General features: G+C 63.9%; 13 protein-coding genes. All 13 read right to left on the bottom strand.

Annotated elements, in window-relative coordinates; translation table 11 throughout:
• Positions 1-95: 95 nt before the first annotated feature.
• The 13 genes from OPV09_RS20815 to OPV09_RS20875 all read right to left on the bottom strand — a co-directional run bounded on the left by OPV09_RS20815 (position 96) and on the right by OPV09_RS20875 (position 25512).
• A complete protein-coding gene (locus tag OPV09_RS20815; RefSeq protein WP_425324000.1) occupies positions 96-2243 on the bottom strand; it encodes a S46 family peptidase in 2148 nt (715 codons plus the stop codon).
• 86 nt (positions 2244-2329) lie between these two features.
• Complete coding sequence (locus OPV09_RS20820) at positions 2330-4444, bottom strand: PAS domain S-box protein (RefSeq protein WP_338679273.1); 2115 nt, start codon at positions 4442-4444, stop codon at positions 2330-2332.
• A complete protein-coding gene (locus OPV09_RS20825; protein ID WP_219327373.1) occupies positions 4441-7035 on the bottom strand; it encodes a chemotaxis protein CheB in 2595 nt (864 codons plus the stop codon). The genes OPV09_RS20820 and OPV09_RS20825 overlap by 4 nt, the downstream gene beginning before the upstream one ends.
• Positions 7036-7173: 138 nt before the next feature.
• Positions 7174-8595: an efflux transporter outer membrane subunit gene (locus OPV09_RS20830; protein WP_338679274.1), complete on the bottom strand. Its 1422-nt coding sequence runs from the start codon at positions 8593-8595 to the stop codon at positions 7174-7176.
• The gene (locus tag OPV09_RS20835; protein WP_338679275.1) at positions 8592-11831 is read right to left on the bottom strand and encodes an efflux RND transporter permease subunit; all 3240 of its coding nucleotides are present in this window, start codon (positions 11829-11831) and stop codon (positions 8592-8594) included. The genes OPV09_RS20830 and OPV09_RS20835 overlap by 4 nt, the downstream gene beginning before the upstream one ends.
• Entirely contained in the window at positions 11828-14947 is a 3120-nt protein-coding gene (locus tag OPV09_RS20840) for an efflux RND transporter permease subunit (protein ID WP_070302136.1), read from the bottom strand. The genes OPV09_RS20835 and OPV09_RS20840 overlap by 4 nt, the downstream gene beginning before the upstream one ends.
• Positions 14944-16311 carry an efflux RND transporter periplasmic adaptor subunit gene (locus OPV09_RS20845; protein WP_338679276.1) on the bottom strand — a complete coding sequence of 456 codons (1368 nt, stop codon included), beginning with the start codon at positions 16309-16311 and terminating at the stop codon, positions 14944-14946. Before OPV09_RS20845 ends, OPV09_RS20840 begins: the two co-directional genes overlap by 4 nt.
• A 438-nt stretch (positions 16312-16749) precedes the next feature.
• The gene (locus tag OPV09_RS20850; RefSeq protein WP_338679277.1) at positions 16750-17289 is read right to left on the bottom strand and encodes a GNAT family N-acetyltransferase; all 540 of its coding nucleotides are present in this window, start codon (positions 17287-17289) and stop codon (positions 16750-16752) included.
• Positions 17290-17363: 74 nt separating this feature from the next.
• On the bottom strand, positions 17364-19238 hold the full coding sequence (gene sppA / locus OPV09_RS20855) for a signal peptide peptidase SppA (RefSeq protein ID WP_338679278.1): 1875 nt from the start codon (positions 19236-19238) through the stop codon (positions 17364-17366).
• Between the two features lie 63 nt (positions 19239-19301).
• Positions 19302-20780, bottom strand: coding sequence for a sodium:solute symporter (locus OPV09_RS20860; RefSeq protein WP_338679279.1), 1479 nt, complete (start codon positions 20778-20780; stop codon positions 19302-19304).
• A gap of 81 nt (positions 20781-20861) precedes the next feature.
• Positions 20862-22079 (bottom strand): YeeE/YedE family protein, encoded by a 1218-nt coding sequence (locus OPV09_RS20865; RefSeq protein ID WP_338679280.1) that lies wholly within the window; start codon positions 22077-22079, stop codon positions 20862-20864.
• Between the two features lie 86 nt (positions 22080-22165).
• The gene (locus tag OPV09_RS20870) at positions 22166-23377 is read right to left on the bottom strand and encodes an MFS transporter (RefSeq protein ID WP_338679281.1); all 1212 of its coding nucleotides are present in this window, start codon (positions 23375-23377) and stop codon (positions 22166-22168) included.
• 242 nt (positions 23378-23619) lie between these two features.
• Positions 23620-25512 carry an alpha/beta fold hydrolase gene (locus OPV09_RS20875; RefSeq protein WP_338679282.1) on the bottom strand — a complete coding sequence of 631 codons (1893 nt, stop codon included), beginning with the start codon at positions 25510-25512 and terminating at the stop codon, positions 23620-23622.
• Positions 25513-25739 lie beyond the last annotated feature (227 nt).

The following is a 25739-nucleotide window of genomic DNA, read 5'->3' on the forward strand; positions in this document are numbered from 1 at the left end:
GCTGGCATATTGATGGAACTCAAACTAGTTGCCCATACGCAAAAAAGCCGCATCAGCCCTGCGGCGGATGCGGCTTTTATTTCAACCAAGAAATATTATTTCTTGGCAGCTTTCGGATACTTGATGCTCATTTCCTGCAGCAAGTTATCCGCGTGGTCCACTTCCTTCATCACCCACAGCATGTAGCGGATGTCGAGGTGGATGGCGCGCGTGATGGCCGTGTCGAAGTACCAGTCCTTGGTAATCGATTCATACGTCGAGTCGAAGTTCAGTCCGATCAGTTCGCCGCGCTTGTTCATCACGGCCGAGCCGGAGTTGCCGCCCGTGGTGTCGGCGCTGGTGAGGAAGTTGACGGGAACCGTGCCCAGTACCGGGTCGCGGAACTGCCCGTAGCGCTTTTGCTTGACGGCGTCGATCAGTCCTTGCGGCGCTTCGAACGGGGCCTTGCCAGTGACTTTCTCGACGATGCCTTCCACGGTCGTGAACGGTCCCTTGGTCAAGCCGTCGCGCGGCGAGTATGGTGAGACGGTGCCGTACGTCACGCGCAAGGTCGAGTTGGCGTCAGGATAGACAGGTTTGCCTTGCGACTTCTTCCACGCGATCACGGCTTGCATGTATTGCGGAATCACGCGTTCGAGGTTGCCGTCGATTTCCTTGCGGCGCTCTTCCAGCGCCACGTCCACCGGATGCAGCTTGACGGCCAGTTGCATGAAGGCGTCGTCGGACTGGGCAACGGCGGCCTGGTCCTTTTCCAGCCAGGCCAGGCGCTTGGCTGTGTCGGCCAGTTGCGTCTGCTGGTACAGGGCGGCCACGGCGCCTGGGGCCGGCAGCAGCGCGTCCAGGCCTTGCGGATGGCTCTTCGCCGCCAGTTGCGCGTAACGCTTCAGGCCAGCTTCAAAACGTGCCTGGTCGACCTTGTTGACGTACGACTGCTCCAGGCGGGCCAGACGGGCCTTGATGAAGGCCAGGTCGCGCTGCTGGAAGCCCGATTCGCGCTCGGCGTCCGCTTTCTGGCGCTCCAGCGACAAGCGGTAGAGGGTGCGCGCGCTTTTCAGCAAGTCGCTGCTAGTGGCCACGCTCCAGGCGAACTCTTCTTCGCTCAAGGCCATGTCGCTGGCGATCGCCGCGTCCAGTTCGGCCAGCAGGGTCGGCGACACGTTCGGCTGTTTCGCGTACCAGGCGCGGAACTCGGCATCCTGCACGTCCTTGATGGCGGCGATATCCTTGCGCGCAAAACCGTCGAGCAAGCCCTGGGTTTTCTTGAGCACGTTGTTGATGCTTTTCACCACGCTCGCATAGCGCACGGCAGCGGCCGCGTCGCCATTCGTCGCATCGGCCATCACGGCCAGGTCGGCCTGCAGTTCCGATACTTTCAGCGGGAAAGCCGTATCGCGCGCAAAACGGATTTCCGCCGGCAGCTTGTAGCGGCTGGTGCGGCCGGGGTAGCCCGCCAGCAAGATGCCGTCACCGGCTTTCAAGCCTTCGGCCGAGACCACCAGGAAATCCTTCGATTTGTACGGCACGTTGTCGGGCGACGGATCGGCCGGGCGGCCATCCTTGCCCACGTAGGCGCGCAGAAACGAGTAATCGCCCGTGTGGCGCGGCCATTCGTAGTTGTCGATGTCGCCGCCGAAGTTGCCGATCTTGTCCGATGGCGCGTACACCAGGCGCACGTCGCGTATCATCATCTGGCGGATGCGATAGTACTCGAGGCCGCGATGGAAGGCGGGTACGGAGCAGCGGTACATCTTGTCCGTTTCGCATTCGGCGATCAAGTCCTTGACGCGCTTTTCCACGGCTTCGTGGCGCGCGCGGCCGCTCATGTCGGCCGTCAAGCCTTTCAGCACGCGGTCGCTGACGTTCTCCACCTTGTCCGTCACATACACGAGGCTGTTCGGACCGCCCGGCAGCTCTGCGGCGCGCGTCTTGGCCAGGAAGCCGTTGGTGATGTAATTGTGTTCCGGCGTGGAATTGCGCTGCACGGCGCCATACGCGCAGTGGTGGTTCGTCACCACCAGGCCGGCGTCGGAGACGAAAGCGGCCGAGCAGCCACCGAGCGACACGATGGCGCTCATCGGGTGCTTGCTCAGGTCAGCCAGTTTTTCTGCAGGAATTTCGATACCGACCCGTTTCAGTTCGGCTTTCAGCTGTGGCAGTTGGTGTGGTTGCCATTGCCCTTCGTCGGCGTGTGCGCCGGCGAACGCGCCCAACAAGGCGACTGGTAAAACGATTGTTTTGAACAAGATATGCCCCTCCATAAAAGCAGGCGAAAGTATAGCCTGTCCAGGCGAGCTGAGTCGGCAAAAATTAACCGATTACAATTTCTGTATCAGGCGGCCGGCCGTCCCACTCCCTGCAGGGGTATCTGCAAGGCCAGGCGGCATCCGGCGCCCGAGGCCGGCAAGCCCACCTCGAAGTGGCCGCCCAGCGCCGTCACCCGTTCGGCGATGCCGATCAGGCCAAAGCACTGTTTCTTGCGCTGCTGCTGCGGCGTGATGCCGATGCCGTTGTCGCTGATGGCCACGTACACGGCGCAGGCATCCGAACTGAGCTCGATCTCGACTTGGCTGGCCTGGGCATGGCGCATGACGTTGCTCAGCGCTTCCTGCACGATGCGGAAAAGCACGATCTCGGCCTGGCTGCCGATGGCGGCAAACAGGGCCTCGTCGCGGATCAGCAGGCGGCAAGCAACACCGCTGCGCTTGCGGAAGTCGCCCACTTGCCACTCGATGGCGGCCTGCAAGCCCAGGTCCAGCGCCATCGGACGCAGCTCGTTGATGATGCCGCGCACGCTCTTGATGGTGGTGTCGACATTGCTGAGCACGGCGCCGACCCGGCGGTGCAGCCGCGGATGGGAACCTTCGGTGCGCGCGCTGAGCATGGAAATATCGATGCGCAACGCCAACAGGTTTTGCCCCAGTTCATCGTGGATATCGCGCGAAATGCGCTTGCGCTCGTCTTCCTTGGCCGTTTCCAGGTGCAGCGCCAGCTGGCGCAGCTGCGCGTGCGACTGGCGCAGGGCGCCATCCATCAACTTGCGTTCGGTAATGTCCGTGTGCGCCACCACCACGCGCAGCGGCCCTTCGCCGAGGAAACGGCTGACCCTGGCCTGCGACCAGCGGGGGCCTGAGCGCGTGATAAATTCATATTCGAGCGCAAACGTGTCGGCACGGCCGGCAATGACGGAGCGGATGCCGGCGGCCAGCTCGCGTCCGGCGCTGCGCTGCCAGCGCGGGTCCGTCTCGCAAAACTCCAGGTAATGCAGCGGTTTTTGCATCTGCCCGACAAAATCCAGGCACGCCTGGTTGGCATGCGCGACGCTGCCCGCCTGGTCCAGCACCAGCACCCGGTCCGTCAGCGAATCGATGGTGGCATGAAAGAAACGCTCGGCATCGCGCAAGGCTTCCTGGGCCCGCTCACGCTGCTGCACTTCCAGCTGCAGATGCTGGTTGGCGTGCAGCAATTCGGCCGTGCGGTCGATGACCCGCTGGTCCAGCTCGCGGTGCAGTTCGCGCAAGTCCGCCTCGGCCAGCTTGCGCTCGGTGATATCGGAAAACACGCCGACAAAATGACTGATGGTGCCGTCCGCCATGCGCATGGGCGTGATCGACAGCGATTCCACGAAGCGCTCGCCATTCTTGCGCCGGTTCACCAGTTCGCCATACCAGCTGCCATCCCGGTGCAGGCTGCGCCACATGGCTTCATAGAAATGCGGCAAATGCGTGCCGCCGCCGAGGAAGGATGGATCGCGCCCGATGGCTTCCTCGGCCTGGTAGCCGGTGATGGTGGTGAAGGCGGGGTTGACGGAAATGATGCGGTTGTCGCTGTCTGTCACCAGCACGCCCTCGCGGATACTGTCGAGGATGACGAAGGCGCGCCGCAAGGCCGATTCGCGCGCGTGCTCGTCACCCAGGTCCGTCACCAGCATGCGCGCCGTGTCGCTGGCCGCGTCGAAATTGGCTTCGATGCGCACCATGCCGCCCGCCGATCCGCCGAACAGCTGCGCCTCGAGCACTTGCCGCGCACCGCTCGTAAAGACGGCGTCGAGGAAGCCGCGGAAGCTGCCTTGCGCCTGGGGCGCGACGAATTGCTCGAAACGCCGCCCCAGCAGCTGGTTCTTGTCGCGCTGCAGCAAGCCGCAAGCCGCCACGTTGACACGCGTGACGACGCCCTCGCGCGCCAGCGAAAAATAGCTGACGGGCGCCTGTTCATACAGCTGCGCATAACGGTCGCGGCTGCTTTCATATTCATTCTTCAGCTGTTCCAGCTCTGCCAGGGCCGCGTTCTGCATTTCCAGTTCGATCTGGCTGACCTGCAACTCATGCAGCTGGCGTATCACGTCTTCATTCGACTGCGGCACGGGCTGGCGCTGCTGCGCCGCCAGTTGCTCGGCCTGCTCTCGCAATCTGGCCGGCGCGCCCTCCTCGTCGAATGGCTCGTTCATGACACGTTCTCGCCGCTATTACCGGCCGCCGCGGCGCCGGACTGGATCTGGCGCAACTGGGCTTCCAGCAGTTTCGATTCCGTGATGTTGATGAAGGTCACCACCACGCCATCGATCACGTTTTCGATCGTGCGATACGGCATGATGCGCACGTTGTACCAGCGCCCCGTCTTGGTTTCCACTTGCCGCTCGCAAAACACGAGGCTGCGGATCACTTCCAGCGCATCGTCTTCCAGGCTAGGATAGTCGAGGTCGTTGACGATGTCGCTGAGCGGGCGACGCAGGTCCGTCTGGATCAGCTTGTAGATTTGCGTGGCCGGCGCCGTGAAGCGGCGGATGCGCAGGTCGCTGTCGAGGAAAATGGTGGCGATATCGGTGCTGTTGAGCAGGTTCTTCATGTCGCTGTTGACCAGCGACAAGTCGTCGACCTTCGATTGCAGCTCGGCATTGACCGTGTACAGCTCCTCGTTGAGCGACTGCATCTCTTCCTTCGAGGTAGTCAGCTCCTCGTTCGTCGATTGCAGCTCTTCATTGGTCGACTGCAATTCCTCGTTGGCCGACTTGAGTTCCTCGCGCGACGTCTGCATCTCGTCGCGCACGGCCTGGATTTCATTGCGCGCCTGCGCCAGTTGCTGCTCCAGTTCCAGCACCTTCGGATTCGGCGAACGGCCGCGGCGCACCTCGGTCACCAGCGGCGCACTGGAGAACGTCACGAAGACCATGCCGCGCAAGGACTCGGGCTGGCTCAGCGCTTCGGCGCTCAGGTCCACGCCCAGCGATTGTCCCAGGTGGTCCTTGACCACCAGCCCCTTCAGGCGCACCACGCTTTCGCTTTGCAGGGCTTGCTTGATCAGGCTCGCCAGCTCGTAGCGCAAGCCTTCGCGCGCCATGGCGTGGATATTCCAGTTGGCCTTGCCGGCCGCCGGTTCCAGGAAGGCGCCCGTGCGGCCGTTGATGTACAGGATGTCGCCATCCTGGTTCAGCAGCGCGGCGGCAGGCGAATATTTCTGGAGCAATAATTGCTCGACATGGGATTGAATCTTTCCAGTCATGCTGACTTCTCTCGTGTCGCTAGGTGTAGGGGGGGATGCCAACGATACCTTGGTGGGGAAATACGTGGGCAGTCGCTGGCGCGCCAGGTTGTCGAGGCGGCGATACAGCCGGGTCGACGTGGTCAGGGGCGAAAACAGGTCGGAAAAATGGCCGGGCGTGTCGGCGCTGCCCAGCAGCAAAATGCCGTCGCGGTTCAGCGCGTAATGAAACAAGGGTATCAAACGCTGCTGCAGCTTGGCATTGAGGTAAATCAACAGATTGCGGCAGCACAGTATGTCGAGCTTGGTAAACGGCGGGTCTGAAATGATGTTTTGCTGGGCAAAGATGATCGTGTTGCGTATCTCCTTCTTCACGTGGTAGCCGTTCTTGTCATTAACAAAGAAACGCGCCAGCCGTTCGGCCGACACGTCGCTGATGATGCTGTGCGGAAAATGACCCTGCCGTGCGCGGTCGATCGCGTCGGCCGACAGGTCGGTGGCAAAGATCTGCAGGCTGTATTTCGACGGCGGATTGATGCTGGCCACCACTTCATGGAAGACCATGGCCAGCGAATACGCTTCCTCGCCCGTGGAGCAGGCGGGCACCCAGGCCTTGAAGGCCCGCCCGTCCGGATGGGCCGCCAGCATTTGCGGAAACACCACCATCTTCAGGTATTCCCACACCTTGGGGTCGCGGAAGAAGTTCGTCACGCCGATCAGCAATTCCTTGAACAGCAAGTCGATTTCGGCGGGATTGGCCCGCAAATACGGCACGTACTCCTCCATCGACGTCATTTGATACAAGCTCATGCGCCGTTCGATGCGCCGCAGCACCGTATTGATCTTGTAATCGGTAAAGCTGTTGCCCGTATGTTCGGACAGCAAGGCAACAATTTCCTGCAAGGAATTGCGCCCGTTCGGCTCATGCCCGGGCAAGCTGAGAAAACTGCTGCGGAACAGATAGGTGATGATCTTGCCCGGCATCTTGTCGGGGAAATCGACCAGGTCGACCACTTCAGCGGCAATCGCGCTTTGCGGCATCATGTCGAACTTGGCCGTATCGGGATGCTGGGCCAGGGTCAGGCCGCCCGCCTGCTTGATCGCCTGCAGGCCGCGCGTGCCGTCGCTGCCCATGCCGGAAAACACCACGCCGACGGCCAGTTCGCCCAGTTCGCTGGCGAGACTCTCGAAAAAAGTATTGATGGGCAGGCGGTGGCCGCGCAGCTGCACCGGCTCGCTGAGCACGAAACGCCCTTTCGACAGGCCCAGGTCGGCATTCGACGGGATCACATAGATGTGATTGGGCCGCAATTCCGCCTGGTGCGTGATTTCCGTGACGGGAATGCTGGTGGCGCGCTGCAGCAGTTCCGGCAGCATGGCCTTTTGCGTGGGATCGAGGTGCTGGATCACCACATAGGCGATCCCGCTTTCCTGCGGCACGTTGGCAAGGAAAGCGACGATGGGATCAAGCCCGCCGGCGGAAGCGCCGATGGCCACCACCGGGAAAACGATGGCGGCCACTTCGGGAACGGAAGTATTGCTGTGTTTACTGCGTGTCATCGTCTGCAAGATAGCAGCCACGGCCAAAGCGTCAGGCTGAAAATTGATAATCTTGCATTCTAGCACCCAAGATGCGCGATAAAACGCGAATTTGGCGCAGGGGTTTGTCCCTGCGCCAGCCTGCCCCCTACTACCCCCCTACTGCGCCTGCGGCGCATGCCAGCCGCCGCCCAGCGACTGGATCAGGGCCACGGCCGTCGTCTGGCGGTCCGCCTGCGCCTGCACCAGCGAACGGCGCGCCGACAGGGCCGTCACTTGCGCCGTCACCACGTCCGTGTAGCCGACCTGGCCCGCATTGTAGCGGTTCAGCATCTGCTGCTCGACCTGGTCGGCGGCCGACGACGCCTGCTGGCGCAAGGCCAGCTGCTCGGCCAGCGCGCGCGTGGCCGACAACTGGTCTTCCACGGCGCCAAAGGCAGTCAATACCGTCTGGCGGTAGCGCGCCACGGCCGCCTCATGCCCCGCCTTGGCCGCATCCACGCTGGCCGTCGTGGCGCCCGCGTTGAACAGCGTTTGCGCGGCCGACACGCCCAAGGACCACAGGCTCGACGATGCATTGAACAGGTCGCCCACCTTGCTGGCGCCGGAGCCGTACGATCCCGTCAGGTTCAGGCTCGGATAGTAGGCCGAGCGGGCGATGCCGATCTGCTCGTTGGCCACGGCCACGCGGCGCTCTGCGGCGGCGATGTCGGGACGGCGCTGCAGCAGGGTCGACGGCACGCCCAGCGGCACCTCGGGCACGGTCAGGGTCCACGGCGCCACGGCCAGGCTGAAGTCGGATGGCGCCTTCCCCAGCAGGATGGCGATCGCATGTTCGAGCTGGGCGCGCGCACGCGTCTGGCTCGACAAATCGATCTGCGCATTGGCCAGCTGCGTCTGCGCCTGCAGCAGGTCGGACTTGGCGGCGATGCCCGAGTTGAAGCGGTTGCTGGTGATCTCGAGCACGCGCTTGTAGCCGTCGATCGTGGCATTGAGCAGCGCGATCTGCGCATCGCTCTGGCGCAGCGAAAAATAATTGGTGGCCAGTTCGCCCTGCGCCGACAGGCGCGCCGCGGCCAGGTCGGCCGCGCTGGCCGCCGCACTGGCGTCAGCGCCCGTCACGCCCGCGCGCAAGCGGCCCCAGATATCCGGTTCCCACGACGCGCCGATGGCGGCCTTGAAGTTGTTGTTCGTCTGCTGCTCGCCCCCGCCACCGGAGCGGGCGCCGCTGCCCGTCAGGTTCACCGTGGGGAACAGCGAGGCGCGCTGTTCGCGCACCAGCGCGCGCGCCTGCTCGTAGGAGGCGATGGCGGCCGCCACGTTCTGGTTCGATATGTCGATGCCCTCGGCCAGCTGGTTCAGCTGCGCGTCGCCGAACAGGGTCCACCAGGGACCCCGTTCCAGGGTATCGGCCGGCACGGCAGGCTGCCAGCCGGCCGCCTCCTTGAACGTTTGCGGCGCGGCGGCCGTCGGCGTTTCATACGCGGGGCTGACGGCGCAGCCGGCCAGCAGGACAGCAGCCGCCAGCGCCAGCAAGTGGCGTGCGGGGACGGCGGATGGAATAGGTTTTACTTGCTTCATGATTGTGTGCTCGGGTTATCTGGCCCAGGAATGCGGCTCAATTGCTGCTCGTCGGCGCTGCGCGTGCGCAGTTTGTCGAGCAGGATGTAGACCACCGGGGTGGTCAGCAATGTGAGTAACTGGCTGGCAATCAGGCCGCCGATGATGGCGACCCCCAAGGGCTGGCGTAGCTCCGACCCCTCGCCGAAACCGATCGCCAGCGGCAAGGCGCCAAGCGCCGCCGCGAGGGTGGTCATCAGAATGGGGCGGAAACGCAGCAAACATGCCTCGCGCACCGCCTCCACAGCACTCAAGCCGCGCGAACGCTCGGCCTCCAGCGCGAAGTCGATGATCAATATAGCATTTTTCTTCACGATACCGATCAACAGGAACACGCCGATCAGGGCAATGATGGAAAACTCCATACGGAACAGCAGCAATGCCAGCACGGCGCCCACGCCCGCCGACGGCAAAGTCGACAGCACGGTGACCGGGTGGATCAGGCTTTCGTACAGGATGCCCAGCACGATGTAGATCACCACGATGGCCGCCAGGATCAACAGCGGCTGCTCCTTGTTGCTGTCCTGCGCGCTCTTGGCCGAACCCTGGAAGCTGCCACGCACATTCACGGGCATGCCGATTTCCGACTCCGCCTGGGCCACGGCGGCCTGCCCGTCGCTGAGCGGATAGCCGTCGGCCAGGTTGAACGACACGGTGGTGGCCAGTTCGCCGCCCTGGTGGTTGATCGACGTGGCCGTCGAGCTTTCGGCAAAGCTGCTGAACGAAGACAGCGGCACCATGTGCGCCAGGGTGGTCGACAGGGCCGAGCCGCTGGACGGGTCGCGCGCGGCCGTCGTATTCGACGGCGCCACGCTGGTGGTGGCGGCAGTGGTCGTGGAGCCTGTGGCGGCAACGGCGGCCGCATTCGACGCCGGCACGTACACGGAGCGCAGCGCTTCGGGGCTTTGCGCATAGCGCGGCGCCACTTCCATGATCACGTGATACTGGTTCAGCTCATCGTAGATGGTCGCCACCTGGCGCTGGCCGAAGCTGTTGTACAGCGCATTGTCGATATCCTTGACTTGCACGCCCAGCTGCGTGGCGCGGTCCTTGTCGATGGAAACAAAGGTTTCCACGCCGTTTTCCGCCTGGTCCGTATCGACGTCGATCAGGGCCGGCTGCAGCTTCATCTGGTCGGCCAGCTTCGCCGCCCATTTTTTGAGGTCCGCCTGGTTGTCGCTGATCAGGGTGTACTGGTAGGTCGAATTGCTCGAGCGTCCGCCCATGCGCAAATCCTGCACGGGATTGAGGAACAGCGAAATGCCCGTCACCTTGGCCAGTTGCGGGCGCAATCGCGCGATCACGGCTTGCCCCTTGTCCGTGCGCTGCGACGCCGGCTTCAAGTCGATGAACATGAAACCGCCCCCCGCCCTGCCGCCGCCCGTAAACCCGACAACGGTGGCGACGGCCGGATCGTCCTTGATGATGTCGACCAGCTGGCGCAATTTGCTTTGCATGGCCTGGAACGAGATGCTCTGGTCGGCGCGCATGCCGCCATTGATCTGGCCCGTATCCTGCTGCGGGAAAAAGCCCTTGGGCGCGGCCGCGAACAGGTACACGTTCAGGCCGACGACGAACACGAGAATGGTCATCACCAGCGCGGCGCTGGACAAGGCCCAGTCCAGGCAGTGTTCATACACTTTCAGCATGCGCTCGAAACCGCGTTCGAACCAGCGCGCGACAAGGCCGGGCGGCTTGTGCTGCTCGCCGCTTTTCAGCAGCCAGGCGCACATCATCGGCGTGGTGGTCAGCGAGATGACCAGCGAAATCATCACGGCGGCCGACAGGGTCACGGCGAATTCGCGGAACAGCCGCCCCACCTGCCCGCCCATGAACAGCAGCGGGATGAAGACGGCGACCAAGGACAGGCTGATCGACAGCACGGTAAAACCCACTTCGCGCGCGCCCAGCAGGGCCGCCTTGAAGCGGTCCATGCCCGCCTCGATGTGGCGCTGCGTGTTTTCCAGCACCACGATGGCGTCGTCGACGACAAAGCCCGTGGCCACCGTCAGCGCCATCAGCGACAGGTTGTTCAGGCTGAAGCCCAGCATGTACATCACGCCGAAGGTGCCCAAGAGCGAGACGATGGTAGCGACAGCCGGGATGATGGTGGCGCGCACGCTGCGCAAAAAGGCGCTGACCACCAGCACGACGAGCACGATGGACAGGATCAGGGTGAACTCGATCTCGTGCAGCGAGGAACGGATGGAATTGGTGCTGTCGGACGCCACCTGCAGCTTGATGTCGCCCGGCAGCTGCGCCTGCAGTTGCGGCAGCAGCGCGCGCACGCCGTCGACCGTGGCGATGACGTTGGCGCCCGGCTGGCGCGTGATCAGTACGATGACGGCCGGGTCGCCGTTGAACAGGCCCAGGGTATTGTTGTTCTCCACGCCGTCGACCACTTCGGCCACGTCGTCGAGGCGGATGGCGGCGCCGTCGCGCCAGGCCACGACCAGGCTGCGGTAGTCGGCCGCGCTGCGCCCGCCCGAAGCCGTCGCCGCGCCCGAATAGATTTGCAGGCTGCGTTCGTCGCCGGAAATGGCGCCCTTGGGCCGGTTGGCGTTGCTGGCCTGGATGGCCGCGCGCACGTCTTCCATCGACACGCTGTAGTGATTGAGCTGGTACGGCAACAGTTCCACGCGTACGGCCGGCAGTGAACCGCCGCCTAGTTCCACGTCGCCCACGCCCTTGACTTGCGCCACCTTCTGCTGCACCAGGTTCGACACGGCGTCGTAGATCTGGCCTGGCGTGCGCGTTTTCGACGTCAGCGCCAGGATGATCACGGGCGCGTCGGACGGATTGGCCTTGCGGTAAGTGGGATTGCTGCGCAAGGTAGCAGGCAAGTCCACGCGCGCGGCGGCAATCGCCGCCTGCACTTCGCGCGCGGCCGAGTCGATCTTGCGGTTCAGGTCGAACTGCAGGTTGATGCGCGCCGAGCCCGTGCCCGACGACGACGTCATCTCGTTCACGCCCGAGATCACGCCGAGGCGCCGTTCCAGCGGCGTGGCCACCGACGTGGCCATGGTCGCTGGGCTGGCGCCGGGCAGGCTGGCGCTGACGGAAATGGTCGGATAATCGACCTGCGGCAGCGGCGAGACGGGCAGCACGAAGAAGGCGCCGACACCGGCCAGCGCGATGCCGATGGTCAGCAGCACGGTGGCGATGGGACGCTTGACGAACGGTTCGGACAGGTTCACGCGGCGCTCCCCGCGTTATCGGCCGGCTTGTCCAGGTTGACGCCCCGCGTTCTGGAGGCGAAGCGCTGTCCCAGGCGGTCGAAGCCCAGGTAGATGACGGGCGTGGTAAACAGGGTCAGCACCTGGCTGACGATCAGGCCGCCGAAGATGGCCAGGCCCAGCGGACGGCGCAACTCGGCGCCCTCGCCCCAGCCCAGCATCAGCGGCACAGCCGCGAACAGCGCCGCTAGGGTCGTCATCAGGATGGGACGGAAGCGCAGCAGCGCCGCCTGGTGGATGGCTTCCTGCGGGCTCTTGCCTTCATCGCGTTCGGCCTCGATGGCGAAGTCGATCATCATGATCGCGTTCTTCTTGACGATGCCGATCAGCAGGATGATGCCGATGATGCCGATCACGCCCAGGTCCTGCCCCGAGATCATCAGCGCCAGCAAGGCGCCCACGCCGGCCGACGGCAGGGTCGACAGAATCGTCAGCGGGTGGATGTAGCTTTCGTACAGCACGCCGAGCACGATATACACGCAGACGACGGCGGCCAGAATGAGCCACAGCTGATTCGACAGCGAGTTTTCATACGCGCCGGCCGCGCCGAGGAAAGTCAATGTCACCGATGGCGGCAAGGCGATGTCTTTCGCCGCCTGGCGGATGGCGTCGACGGCGCTGCCCAGCGCCACGCCCTGCGTCGTGTCGAAGCCGAGGGTCGTGGCCGGGTATTGCGCCACGTGCGTGATTTGCAGCGGTGCCTGTTTTTCGCTGACGCTGGCAAAGGCGGACAGCGGCGTCGACTTGCCGGAACCCGTGCGCACCTGCAGGTCCGACAGATCGGACGGCGTGGTGACGATGCCCGGCTGTGCTTCGAGGATGACGCGGTACTGGTTGGTTTCCGTGAAAATCGTCGAAATGATGCGCTGGCCGAAGGCGTTGTACAGCGCGTCGTCGACGGTGGCCGTGGTCACGGACATGCGCGCGGCGCTGTCGCGGTCGATCGCCACGGTGACGGCGGCGCCCGTGGCGCCCGCATCCGTGACGACATTGCGCAGCTGCGATTTTTCACGCATGCGCGCGGCCAGCTTGCCGGCCCACTCGGTAACGGTGGCCGTGTCGGCCCCTTCGAGCGAGACGCGGTACTGCGTCGGGCCCGATTCCGCATCGATGGTCAGATCCTGCGTCGGCTGCAGATACAGGGTCACGCCGGCCACCTTGGCCACGCGGTTGCGCAGGCGCTCCATGACCTCGTCCTGGCTGCCGCTGCGCGGACGCTTCAGGTTGATCAGCATGCTGCCCGTGTGCAGCATGGTGTTGTTGGCTGCATCGACGCCGACGAGGGAACTCAGGGTATCGACAGCGGGGTCTTCCAGCAACGCGCTGGCGGCCGCCTGCTGCAAGGTGGCCATGCGTTCGTACGAGACGGCTTGCGAGGTTTCGATGCGCGCCTGCAGCTGCCCCGTGTCCTGCGTGGGGAACAGGCCTTTCGGGATGGTGATGTAGAGGATGACGGTCAGCACCAGGGTGGCCAGGGCCACCAGCAGGGTCAGTCCCTGGCGTTTCAGCACCCACACGAGCGCATGGTCGTACTGCACGATCACACGGTCGAGGAAGGCCTGGATGCGCTGGCCCGTGGCGCTGATTTTTTCATCGGCGTGGCTTTTCAGCCAGCGCGCCGACATCATCGGCACCAGGGTCAGGGAGACCACGGCGGAAATCAGAATCGTGATGGCCAGGGTCATGGCAAATTCACGGAACAAGCGGCCCACCACATCGCCCATGAACAGCAGGGGAATCAGCACGGCGATCAATGACACCGTCAGCGAGATGATGGTAAAGCCGATCTGCGACGCGCCCTTCAGGGCGGCGGCCATCGGCGTTTCGCCCTCCTCGATGTAGCGGGCGATGTTTTCGATCATGACGATGGCGTCATCGACGACAAAGCCCGTGGCGATGGTCAGCGCCATCAAGGACAGGTTGTTCAGGCTGTAACCGAGCAGATACATGACGCCGCAGGCGCCGATCAACGAGATCGGCACGGACAGGCTGGCGATCACCGTGGCGCGCATGCTGTGCAAAAAGGCGAAGATCACCAGCACCACCAGCAGCACGGACAACAGCAGTTCCATTTCCACGTGTTCGACCGAGGCGCGGATGCCCGTCGTGCGGTCGCTCAGCACGTCGAGCTTCATGGCCGCCGGCAGGCTGGCCTGCAGGTCGGGCAGCAAGGCCTTGATGGCGTCGACCGTCTTGATGACGTTGGCGCCGGGCTGGCGCTGCACATTCAGGATGATGGCCGGCTGCTTGCCCGACCAGGCGCCCAGGCGCGTGTTTTCCGCGCTGTCGACGACATTGGCCACGTCGGACAGGCGCACGGGCGCGCCATTTTTATAGGTGATGATCAGGCGCTTGTAGTCTTCCGCCGTCACCAGCTGGTCGTTGGCGTTGATGGTGAATGAGCGCGTGGGGCCGTCGAAACTGCCCTTGGCGCTATTGACGTTGGCCGCCGCGATGGCCGTGCGCAGGCTGTCGAGGCCCAGGCCGTACGACGCCAGCAACTTGGTGTCGCCCTGGATGCGCACGGCCGGACGCTGGCCGCCCGACAGCGAGACGAGGCCCACGCCGTTGACCTGGCTGATCTTGAGCGCCAGGCGCGTATTGACGATGTTCTGCACCTGCGTCAGCGGCATCGTATCCGACGTGATGGCCAGGGTCAGCACGGGCGCATCGGCCGGGTTGATCTTCGCGTACACGGGCGGCGCCGGCAAGTCGGTCGGCAGCAGCGAGCCGCCCGCGTTGATGGCCGCCTGCACTTCCTGCTCGGCCACGTCCAGGGTCTGGCCCAGCGTGAATTGCAGGGTGATGATGGACACGCCGGCCGCGCTGGTGGAACTCATGCGCTGCAAGCCCGACATCTGTCCGAACTGGCGCTCCAGCGGCGCCGTCACCGTCTGCCCCATGACTTCGGGACTGGCCCCCGGATACAAGGTCTGCACCTGGATGGTGGGGAAGTCCACCTGCGGCAAGGCGGCCAGCGGCAGGAACTTGAAGCCGACCAGCCCCGCCAGCACGATGGCCAGCATCAGCAGCGCCGTGGCGACGGGGCGCTTGATGAATGGCGTCGATGGACTCATTGCGCTGCGCCCTTAGCGGGAGTGGGAGCGGTCGCCGGCGCCGGTGCAGCAGCCGATGCGGCCGGTGCGCTGGCCGCGCCATCAGCGTGCTGGCGGCGGTGGCGGCGTTCGCCATTCGCTCCCGCTCCACCGGCGCCGCCCATGGCCGGCTTGTCGCCCGCCAAGGTGACTTTCGCGCCTTCCTTCAGACGGTCGGCGCCTTCCGTGATGACTTGCTCTCCCGCTTCCAGGCCGGCGCGGATTTCCACCATGTCGGTGGTGGCCTGGCCCCGCGTGACCATGCGCACGGTGACGGTTTTATCCGCTTTCAGCACGTAGACGAAGTCGCCGTTGTTACTGTGGCGCAGGGCCGTGACGGGCACCAGCACGGCGCCCGTGATGTTGCCCAGCTCCAGGCGCACGTTGACGAACTGGCTGGGGAACAGCGCCATCTTGTCATTCGTGTAGCGGGCCTTGGCGCGCACGGTGCCCGTCTGCACGTCGACCTGGTTGTCGAGCGCCGTCAAGCTGCCCTTGTCCAGGGTATGCGTGCGCGTGCGGTCCAGCGCCAGCGCCGCCAGGGCCGCGCCGCCATTCAGGCGCTCCTGGATAGTCTGCACTTTATCCTGCGGCACGGAGAACTCGACGTCGATGGGCGAGAGCTGCGTCACCACCACCACGCCGCCCGTGTCGCTGGTGCTGACCAGGTTGCCGATGTCGACCACCTTCAGGCCCGCGCGGCCGCTGATCGGCGACACCACCTTGGTGTAGCCGAGGTTCAGTCTGGCCGTGCCTTCGGATGCGCGGTCCGTCATGACGGTGCCTTCCAGCTGTTTCACCAGGGCGGCCTGCGTATCGACGTCCTGGCGCGCGATGGAATCCTGGCCCAGCAAAGTCTGATAGCGTTTCAGGGTCAGGCGTGCATTTTCCAGCTGCGCCTCATCGCGCTGGCGCTGGCCCGTGGCCTGCATCAGCGCCATCTCGAACTGGGCCGGGTCGATCTGCGCCACCACCTGGCCCGCCTTGACCATGCCGCCTTCCTTGAATTTCAATTCCTTCAAAATGCCCGACACTTGCGGGCGCACCGTCACGGTGGACGCGGCCGTCACCGTGCCCAGCGCATCGAGCACCACGGGCAGGTCGGATTTGACGGCCGTGGCCACGCCCACGGTGGTCGAAGGGCCGCCGCGGCGCCCGCCCGGGCCACCTGGCCCGCCAGGACCGCCGGCGCCCATGCCTGGGCCGCCCTGGGCGCTGGTGCCGGAATGGGTCAGGTACCAGGCACCGCCCCCCAGCGCCGCCATCACGGCCAGCGCGATGACCGTGCCGACGATTTTCGAACGGCGGCTGCGCCGCGGGTTGTTGGGTGTAGTCTGCGAATCCATCGCTTATCCTTGTCTAGGCCGCTGGCACGGCGAGTCTGTGGCGCCGGCCGAGGTGGAACACACTCAGGCAGGACGACCGTTTTTCGGGGTTGTTTCGGTACAAAGCCGGGGGAGTCAAGAGCTGAAAATCAGCTGAAAAAACATCGCTCCCTAGCGTGAAACGACTCTAGCATAGTCATGTAACTGTTTCATTTCTACCTGAAACAATTACACACAGCCTGGCAGGCATGGGAAGATCCGACGGGCCGGCAGGCGGGCCGCCACTGTGGGGGAATGGTGGAAAAATCAGGCTTGCGGGGCGCCGCGCCCTAGCGAGCACGTGACTCGGGCGACTCGCATGCAGATACAAACTCGCTACAAATCTCCGGCCAGCCGGCTTGACCTGGCGCCGCGCGGGTGCCCAGGCGACGGGAGACAGCGGCGATTCTTTACGTGAATTTACAAGGTCATGCCGAGGATGACGTCCTGGTAGTCGGTGCGGCCCACGCGGAAGGTGCGCCGGCCCAGTTGCGCAAAGCCGCAGCGCGCATAGAACGCCAGCGCATCGTGGTTTTCCGCGTACACGCCCAGCAGCACGCGCCCCGCCCCGCTGGCGCGCGCCTGCTCCACGGCCGCCTGCATCAAACGCCGGCCCACGCGCTGGCCCTGGAAGCGGTGCAGCAGGTAGATGCGCTTGATTTCCAGGTCGTTCGGGCGCGGGTCGGCCACCGGCAGGCCGGCGGGACTGAGCACCAGATAGCCGACGGGCGCGCCGCCCGGCGTGGCCTCGGCCAGCCACAGCCGCATGGCCGGCAGCGCCAGCCAGTCGCGGTACAACTGCACGTCGTGCTGGCGCTGGCAATGGGCGATGACGTCGGCGCCATCGAGGATGCCGGCGAACGCTTCAAGAAAAGTGGCCTGCCCCACCAGCGCCAGCGCGTGTTCGTCGCCCTTGGCGCAAGGGCGGATGGTGATCGTGTTGTCGGTGTCTGCATTCATATCGCTTGCCATAGTCTGCTCCTCAAGGAAAACAAGCCGGGCGAAGCCGGCTTGAGGTCATATCACTACTGCGATTACTTGCCGCCTAACGGCACCTCGCACAGGCAGTGTGTGAGGGCCATGAACGGTTTATGTTCGCGCGTGATGCCCGACAGCCAGGAGAGGTCCTGCGCCATGCCCAGGGCCGCATCGGCCGACAAGCCGGTCGTGGCCAGGCCCAGTTTCACGTGTTCGCCCAGGCCCAGCGAAGCCATGGCCTTGGAGCCGAACATGCCGATCAACCGGTCCACGTTCGACGTTTCCTGCTCCAGGTAGGTCACGCGGTAATCGGTGCCCAGCTTGGCGCGCTTGGCCGCCGAGGCCAGCGCATCGCCATAGCTGCCGATGCGGTCGACCAGGTTGCGCTCTTTCGCCTGCAAGCCCGTCCAGACGCGGCCCTGCGCCACCTCATTGATTTTCTCGGGCGTCGTCTTGCGCGCCTTGGCGGCCAGGTTCAGGAAGTCGCCATACACATGGTTGATCGAACCCTGGATCACTTGCGCGAAACGCGGATCGAGCGGGCGCAATGGGTTGCCCGCGTCGGCCAGCCACGTGGTCGGCGAACCGGCCGTGTGGATGCCCAGCTTTTCCACCACCTTGTCGGCCGTCGGCAGAATCGCGAACACGCCGATGGAACCGGTGATGGTGGCCGCGTCGGCGATCACTTCATCGGCCGAGGTGCTGATCCAGTAGCCGCCCGAAGCGGCCACGTTGCCCATCGAGACGACCACCGGCTTGCCGGCGGCGCGCGTCAGTTCCAGTTCGCGGCGGATCAGTTCCGAGCCGAAGGCGCTGCCGCCCGGCGAATCGACGCGCAGCACGATGGCCTTGATCGATTTGTCTTCGCGTGCCTGGCGGATCAGGCGCGAGGTGGACAGGCCTCCGATGGCGCCCGGTGGTGCGATGCCGTCGCCGATTTCGCCCGAAGCGATGACCACGCCGACGGCGTCGCCGACATGCACGGGGCGCAGGCGCGCCAGGTAATCGGTGTAGTTCACCTGGCGGAAGTTCGTGCCTTCCGTGTTCTTCGCGCCGCGCGCCATCATGAACTGGCGCAGTTCATCGCGCGTTTTCAGACCGTCGACCAGCTTGCCATCGAGCGACAGCTTGGCAATGTCGCCACCGGCAGCCGTCATCATGGCGGGCAGGTTATCGATCGTTTGCATGATGGCGCCGGCCGGCAGCTTGCGCGCCTTTTCCACATCCGTCGTGTAGGTGGTCCACAGGCCGTTGTTCAGGTAGCGGTCCGCTTCGGCCGCCGCTTCGGACGGGCCGTTGGCGATGAAAGGCTCGGCCGCGCTCTTGTACGTGCCCACTTTCAGCAGGTTCACCGTCACGCCTACTTTGTCGAGCGCATCGCGGTAGTAATTGCGGTAGCGGCCAAAGCCTTCCAGCATGACGCCGCCCATCGGGTGCAGGAATACCTCATCGGCCTTGGCGGCCACCAGGTACTGGCGCTGGTTGTAGCTGGAACCCCAGGCCGTGACTTTCTTGCCCGTGGCGCGGAAGCGTTCCACGCCGGCCGCCACTTCGCGCAGCGAAGCGAGGCCGCCGCCCTGCAATTCGTCGAGCAGGATCACCATCGAGCCGATGTCCTTGTCCTTGGAAGCCGTGTCGAGCACCGCCAGCACATCGCGCAGCTGCACCGTCTTCTTGACTTCGCCGCTGACATTGGCCAGCACGGCCTCGCGCACGCCGCCCGGGGTTTCCTCCACGAGCGGGCCTTGCAAGTCCAGCACCAGGGTGGTCTTTTCCGCCAGGGGCTTGGCGCCGCCGCCGAAGATGGCGATCAGGATGGCGATGACGATCAGCAGGAAGATCAGATTGATGACCGCGCGGCGGGTGGCGTCGAGCGCGCGCCAGAATGCGCCAAAACCGCGGCGCAGCGGCGGGAAGGGGTTGAGTGACATTGATGCTCCGTGAGGTTGTGTACCTAAAGGAAATCAATATAACTGAAAACGGGCGGAATCGTCTTATTTTGACAAGTGTGCCGCGCCTTTGATGGCCTGCCCTGGCGGCGTCGAAATGAGGAACAGGCCGCCCAGCACCAGGGCGCCATTCAGGATCAGCAATTCCAGGCCGATACGGTAATGCTCGAACAGCAGCGCCTGCTCCCGCTCGATCAGCGCACACAGCAGCGGCCCCGCCACGGCCACCAGCGGCACCCAGCGGTCGCGCACGCCGCGCCGGCTCAGCAAGCCGAAGGCGAACAGGCCCAGCAGCGGACCATAGGTATAGCTGGCCAGCTTGAGGATCACGCCTATCATGCTGGGATCGTCGAACCACTTGAAGGCCATGATCAGGATCAGGAACAGCGCGGCAAACCCCAGGTGGACACGGCGGCGCCAGCGCATCTGCGCGGCCGGATTCAGGTCCTCCCGCCGCTGCACGCCCAGGATATCGATGCAGAAGGTGGATGTGAGCGCCGTCAGCGCCCCGTCCACGCTGGGAAACAGGGCGGAAATGAGGGCGATAAAGAAGATCAGCTGCACGACGGCAGGGAAATGCCCGAGCACGACGGCGGGGAACAATTTGTCGCCCGTGGCCGTCACGCCGGCCAGCGGCGCGTACAGATGTAGCAAGCCGCCGAGGAACAGGAACAGCAGCAGCACGCCCGTCAGCACCACGGTCAGGCTGAGCATATTCTTTTGCGAGTCGCGCAAGGTCCGCACGGAGATATTCTTTTGCATCATCTCCTGGTCCATGCCCGTCATGGCAATCGTGATGAACATGCCGGCCACGATGTGCTTCCAGACATAGGCGGGGCTGTCCGGATCGACGGTGAAGATGCGCGTGAGGCCCTGCGCGCGCATGCGCTCGAGGCTGTCGACGAAGGACAGGTCCATTGCGCGCAATAAAAACACGCTGCAGATGACGAGACCGGCCAGCATGCACGCCGTTTGCAGGGTATCGGTCCAGACGATGGTCTTGACGCCGCCCTCATACGTGTATAGCAGGATCAGCAGCAGCACGGCGCACGACGTCAGCCAGAACGGCACGCCCAGGCTGTCGAGGATGGTCGCTTGCAGGATATTGACCACCAGATACAGCCGCGCCGTGGCGCCCAACAGCCGCGACACGATGAAAAACGCCGCCCCGCTCTGGTAGGAGCGCCGTCCCAGGCGCAGTTCAAGGTAGCGGTAAATGGAGGTCAGCTGCAGCCGGTAGTACAGCGGCAGCAAGATGAAGGTGATGGCCAGGTAACCGAGCACGTAGCCGATCATCAGCTGGATGTAGCCGAAACCGTTGCTGCCCACGGCGCCAGGCACGCTGATGAAGGTCACACCCGTAAGTGTCGTGCCCACCATGCCGAAGGCCACCAGCATCCAGTTGCTATCCTTGTTGCCGATGAAAAAACTGTCGTTGGTCGCATGGCGCGACGTGCGCCACGCTACGCCCAGCAGGATCAGGAAATATGCGAGGACGACGGCAAACAGGATGAGGGGCGACATGGGCGTTGCGCTGGCGGCAAAAAGGAACAGGGGCAGCAATATACAACAAAGCGTACAGCAATGCCCCCGGTCAATCAGGCATCAGCAGCCGCTGCGTTTCACGCGCTCCACTTCCAGACCGAACCACGGACGCAAGCGCGTGCCGACGACGTTGCCCAGAAAGGCGCAGACCAGCCACAGCCAGCCGTGCAAGCTGCCAGAGATGATGCCGCTGAAGTAAGCGCCAATATTGCAGCCGTAGGCCAGGCGCGCGCCGTAGCCGAGCAGCAAGCCGCCGACGATGGCGGCGATCACCGAACGGCGCGGGATGCGCCACACGGGCGCGTAGCGGCCGGCCAGCGCCGCGGCCAGCATGGCGCCCAAGACGATGCCGATGTCCATCACGGATGTCTTGTCTTGCGTCAGCGGCGCAGCCAGCGCAGCCGCGTTGGCCTTGGTGGACCAGTAGGCCCAGCTGGCCGTGTCGATGCCGACCACGGACGCGGCCTTCGCGCCCCACAGCGCGAACGCGGACGTCACGCCCCAAGGGCGGCCCGACAGCGCCAGAGTGGCGAAGTTCAGCACGACGAGTGCAACGGCGCCCGCCACCAGCGGCCACGGACCGTGCAGCCAGGGCGACGCCTGCGCGGGCCGCAATGGCGTGGCGACGAGCTTGCCATGGCGGCGCTTTTCAACGAAGACCGTGATGCCGGCGATCAGCGCGAAGACGATCCAGTTCAGCGCCAGCGCGGGCGCCAGGCCCAGGGTCGTCACGAGGGAAATGGGCTGGAGCTGTGGCAGCGACGTCCAGAACGGCATGTGCGCCGTGCCGATCACGGAGCCGACGATGAAGGCGGCCAGGGTGATGAGCATGCGCGTGCTGCCCCCACCCACCGTGTACAGGGTGCCGGACGCGCAACCGCCGCCCAGCTGCATGCCGATGCCGAAGATGAAGGCGCCAAAGATGACCGAGGTGCCGGCCGGAGAAACGAGGCCCGCGACGGGCGTGCCGAACAGCGTGCCGGCCGACAGCGCGGGGAAGAACAGCGCCACGCCGACGGCCAGCATCAGCATTTGTGCGCGCAAGCCGTCGCCGCGCCCATCGGCGATGAAGACGCGCCAGGCGGACGTAAAACCGAAGGCCGCGTGATACAGGGTGATGCCGAGCAAGGCGCCCACCACGTACAGCGCGGACAATGTGGCGCCGACGGTTTGCGCCAGATACCAGGCGCCGAGCACGATGAGCACAAGCGCGACGCCCAGCGGTTTTGGATTGATGGCGGCGCGCAGGCGCAACGGTGACATTGCTGTATCGGACATGGGAAATATGGGCAAGAGGAAAGTAAACGTCATTCTCGCCCGTTTCGGTGTTTTCTGCCAGAAACTTACTGGCAGATCAGGCTAGCCTAGTGTCCCACCGCATGGATCGACTTTTCACCGCCGGCACGCACAGGTATGGGACTCAAACGGTCCATCCGGCCGCTCAAGGCTGTCAAGCCGAACGCACCGAGCACGACGAGCGCACCGATCCAGCCCGTGTGCACGAGGCCCAGGTGTTCGACGATCAGGCCGCCACCCCAGGCGCCGCCGGCGATACCAAGGTTGAAAGCGGCGATATTCAGGCCCGACGCCACGTCGACGGCGCGGGGCGTAAAGTGCTCCGCTTGCTGCACGACATACACTTGCAACCCGGCCACGTTACCGAAGGCCACGGCGCCCCACAGCAGCACGGTGATGACGACCAGCACCGGATGCGGCGCCGTGAAGGTCAGCAGCAGCAAAACAAACGCCAGCAGCAAAAAGATCAGTTTCAAGGCGCTGACGGGGCCCTTCTTGTCGGCCAGCTTGCCGCCCCAGATATTGCCGAACGCCACGGACACGCCATACACAAGCATCACCACGCCCACGGCGCCGGCGCTGAAGCCCGACACTTGCTGCAAAATCGGCGCCAGATAGGTAAAAGCGATGAAGGAGCCGCCATAGCCGACGGCCGTCATCGCATACACGAGCAGCAGGCGCGGCTGGGCCAGTACCTGCACTTGCTGCAGCAGGGACGCCGGTTTGCTGTGGGCGATGTTCGATGGCACGTACAGCAGGCTGCCGATGAACGCCACCAGGCCGAGGGCCGAGACGGCGAGGAAGGTTTCGCGCCAGCCGAAATGCTGGCCGATGAAGGTGCCCAGCGGTACGCCCGTCACCAGGGCCACGGTCAGGCCCGTAAACATGATCGCAATCGCGCTGGCCGCCTTGTCTTTCGGCACCAGGGACGTGGCGATGGTCGAGCCGATCGAGAAGAACACGCCATGCGCCAGCCCCGTCAGGATGCGGGCGACGACGAGGGTTTCGTAGCCCGGTGATTTCCATGCCAGCAAGTTACCCAGGGTGAACAAGACCATCAGCGACAACAGCAAGGTCTTGCGCGGGATCTTGCCCGTCAGGGCAGTCAGCACGGGTGCGCCGACGGCGACACCCAGCGCATACAGGCTGACCAGCAGGCCGGCCGACGGCAGGTTCACGCCCAGGTCGGCGGCGATGGTGGGCAACAGCCCCACGATGACAAACTCGGTGGTTCCGATGGCAAATGCGCTGAGGGTCAGCGCGAGCAAGGCAATGGGCATGAAAAACTCCGATCAATGATGTTGGCATGCAGTATCGGAGTTTTCTTTGTTTCGAAAAATACTTCGCTTGGCAGAAGATAATTGCGCTCAAATCAACAATTTATAAGATATCGATCCAGTAGCAGCCGCTGACTACCTGCCGAGCGGTATGCAAACGATAACGACTGGACATGAGCAAAAGGAATTGAACAACCGGAAATATTACAAAGGCATATTGATTACAAAGGCATATTGCCCGGACCTTAACGCAGCTGCGGCCTTTCTATCCTTTGTGCCCTGCTGCGTGTTTCCCGTTCAATTTCGCTGCGCCGCTGACGCTCTGCTTCGGCGGCAGGAGACTGGAATATCTGCATCTGCGTGGCATTTTCTTGCCGTTCTACTTGCTGGAGTTTAGCTGTCGCCGCCTCGGCCGACATTTTCAAGGTCGCCACCTCCAGGCTGGCCGCATCCTGCCGCAACGAAGCTACTTTTTCCATGTTGCGCACCAGTTGCAGCGACGACTCGCGGTAAGCAACCGTGTCGAGCCACACCGGAATGGCCGGCATCGACGGCGCCTGGTCCTCTTGGGCGGCAGGCAGCGGCGTATCGGGATGCCCAGCGTGCGGAAGCGCATGCGACCAATCCATGGCATCTGAACGTATCAGCAACTCCGCGCGGCCTTGTGCCAGCAGTTTGTCGCGCAGTTCCTTTTCTGCCTGCAGATAAAAGGCATCGATGCCGGCGCTCTGCGCCAGCGCCGCGGAAGCAATGCTCCTCAGATTGGCGGCGGCCAGCAGGTCTGCAGTCAGCAGCCATTGCTCGGCGCTGGGCAAGCGCTTGATGGGCTCGCCAAGAGCGGCGTGCGCGACAGCCGCCAGTTGCGCATTGAGCTGGTCGGGATCATGCTGTAATGCCGCGATTTTTTCAGCATTGGCAGGATCGCCCAGGTACTGGGCCAGGCCGGTCGTCACCTTGATGGCATTGCGCTGGTGGCCCGTACGCAGACGGGACAAGTCAGGCACCAGCACGCGTACCGTTTGCTCCGAGGGTAAATCGCTTTTTAAGGTGAATTCGTAGGCGTTTTCATCGGCATCGACGCGCAGCGTAACGGTCAGCAACTCAGTGGAGTTGCCATTGATCAGCTGCGGACTTGCGCCAGGCGAAACCAGCAAGGAACGGCTGGACTTTTTCCCGATCCAGTACTTCATGTGGGCACGCCCCGTATTCATCAGGCGGACGTTTTCCTCGGGCGCGCCCAAGGTGAAAATATAACTATTCTCGTCACGCTGAAAATCGGGCAGCTCCAGCTGGGCACTCATCTGCAGCGGCAGCACATGCTCGGTCAACTGCCCGGACAGAAACATGTAGGCAGGATGCGTAGCCCGATCGGGCTTGACGAGCGAAATGTGATCCGCATTATCGATCGCCACCGGACGCCCGTCGCACACGCGCGTCGCGCTTCCCCACTGCACGATGCGCACGCCCCCCACATCAGCCGTTTCATAGGCGCAGCCGACGCGCGGCTTGGCCGCAAGGCTGGCCCAATCGTCGCTAAGCTGCTTGAGCATGTCATTGCTGTCGACTGGCCTCAAGTTCGACAGCGCAGGATTGCTCGCCACCAGCCCTGCCAGTTGCGCCACCTGTGCTCCCTCCATCGGCGCACTGAACAAAACGATCAGCGGCACTTTTTCAGCCAGTGCGGGGGCCTTGTCCAGATTATTGGCCAGATAGCGCATGATGACGAGCCCACCCATGCTGTGCCCGACAAACACAATGGCCGGGTAGTCAAGCACACCGGACGGCTGCAGATAGCTTTGCAGCTTGTTGGCTGCCTCGCGGATATCAGGCGAGCCGCCAGTCATGATGTTGGAGCTGAAACCGAAGGCATAAGTATCGACTTGCGGTCCCAGCGTGGCATCATTCTTGAGCAGGCGAAAGAAACTCTCGCCATGCGCGTCCGTCCACGTACCTCGCGTGCTGCCAAAGATGCCATGCACGAACACGACCGCGATTTTATGCCTGGTATCGGACCGCTCTACCCAGCCTGGATCCTCGCCATTCACAGGGGCCGAACGGTGGCACGCAGCCAAGACCAGGCAAGCAGCAATGAGTGTCAGCCACCAATGCTGGCGGCGCAGTGCGACAGCTGTTCGCATTCTTGCCCCCTTTCCATGCCATGACCACGGATGCCACCTGCTGCCCGTGCATGTAAGCGTCACGGCGCACTGACGACACAGTATGTGGCGCAACGGCGCTTGCGCGTAGTGAAATGCATGATAGTTTGATTTCGCGAAAGCCGGCCCCAATACGATGGAACCAAATCACGCGCGTGGTGTACAAACTGACGGGTGTCGGCCGTCCCGGCCCGTCTGCTACACTGCGC

Origin of the sequence: Janthinobacterium sp. TB1-E2, assembly GCF_036885605.1 — a bacterium.
Classification (GTDB): domain Bacteria; phylum Pseudomonadota; class Gammaproteobacteria; order Burkholderiales; family Burkholderiaceae_D; genus Janthinobacterium; species Janthinobacterium aestuarii.

Excerpts from the sequence above, each read along its gene's own strand:
- OPV09_RS20825 (WP_219327373.1), bottom strand. The coding sequence starts at position 7,035 with ATGACACGCAGTAAACACAGCAATACTTCCGTTCCCGAAGTGGCCGCC.
- OPV09_RS20870 (WP_338679281.1), bottom strand. The coding sequence starts at position 23,377 with ATGCCCATTGCCTTGCTCGCGCTGACCCTCAGCGCATTTGCCATCGGA.
- OPV09_RS20820 (WP_338679273.1), bottom strand. The coding sequence starts at position 4,444 with ATGAACGAGCCATTCGACGAGGAGGGCGCGCCGGCCAGATTGCGAGAG.
- OPV09_RS20830 (WP_338679274.1), bottom strand. The coding sequence starts at position 8,595 with ATGAAGCAAGTAAAACCTATTCCATCCGCCGTCCCCGCACGCCACTTG.
- sppA (WP_338679278.1), bottom strand. The coding sequence starts at position 19,238 with ATGTCACTCAACCCCTTCCCGCCGCTGCGCCGCGGTTTTGGCGCATTC.
- OPV09_RS20840 (WP_070302136.1), bottom strand. The coding sequence starts at position 14,947 with ATGAGTCCATCGACGCCATTCATCAAGCGCCCCGTCGCCACGGCGCTG.
- OPV09_RS20845 (WP_338679276.1), bottom strand. The coding sequence starts at position 16,311 with ATGGATTCGCAGACTACACCCAACAACCCGCGGCGCAGCCGCCGTTCG.
- OPV09_RS20865 (WP_338679280.1), bottom strand. The coding sequence starts at position 22,079 with ATGTCCGATACAGCAATGTCACCGTTGCGCCTGCGCGCCGCCATCAAT.
- OPV09_RS20875 (WP_338679282.1), bottom strand. The coding sequence starts at position 25,512 with ATGCGAACAGCTGTCGCACTGCGCCGCCAGCATTGGTGGCTGACACTC.
- OPV09_RS20850 (WP_338679277.1), bottom strand. The coding sequence starts at position 17,289 with ATGAATGCAGACACCGACAACACGATCACCATCCGCCCTTGCGCCAAG.
- OPV09_RS20860 (WP_338679279.1), bottom strand. The coding sequence starts at position 20,780 with ATGTCGCCCCTCATCCTGTTTGCCGTCGTCCTCGCATATTTCCTGATC.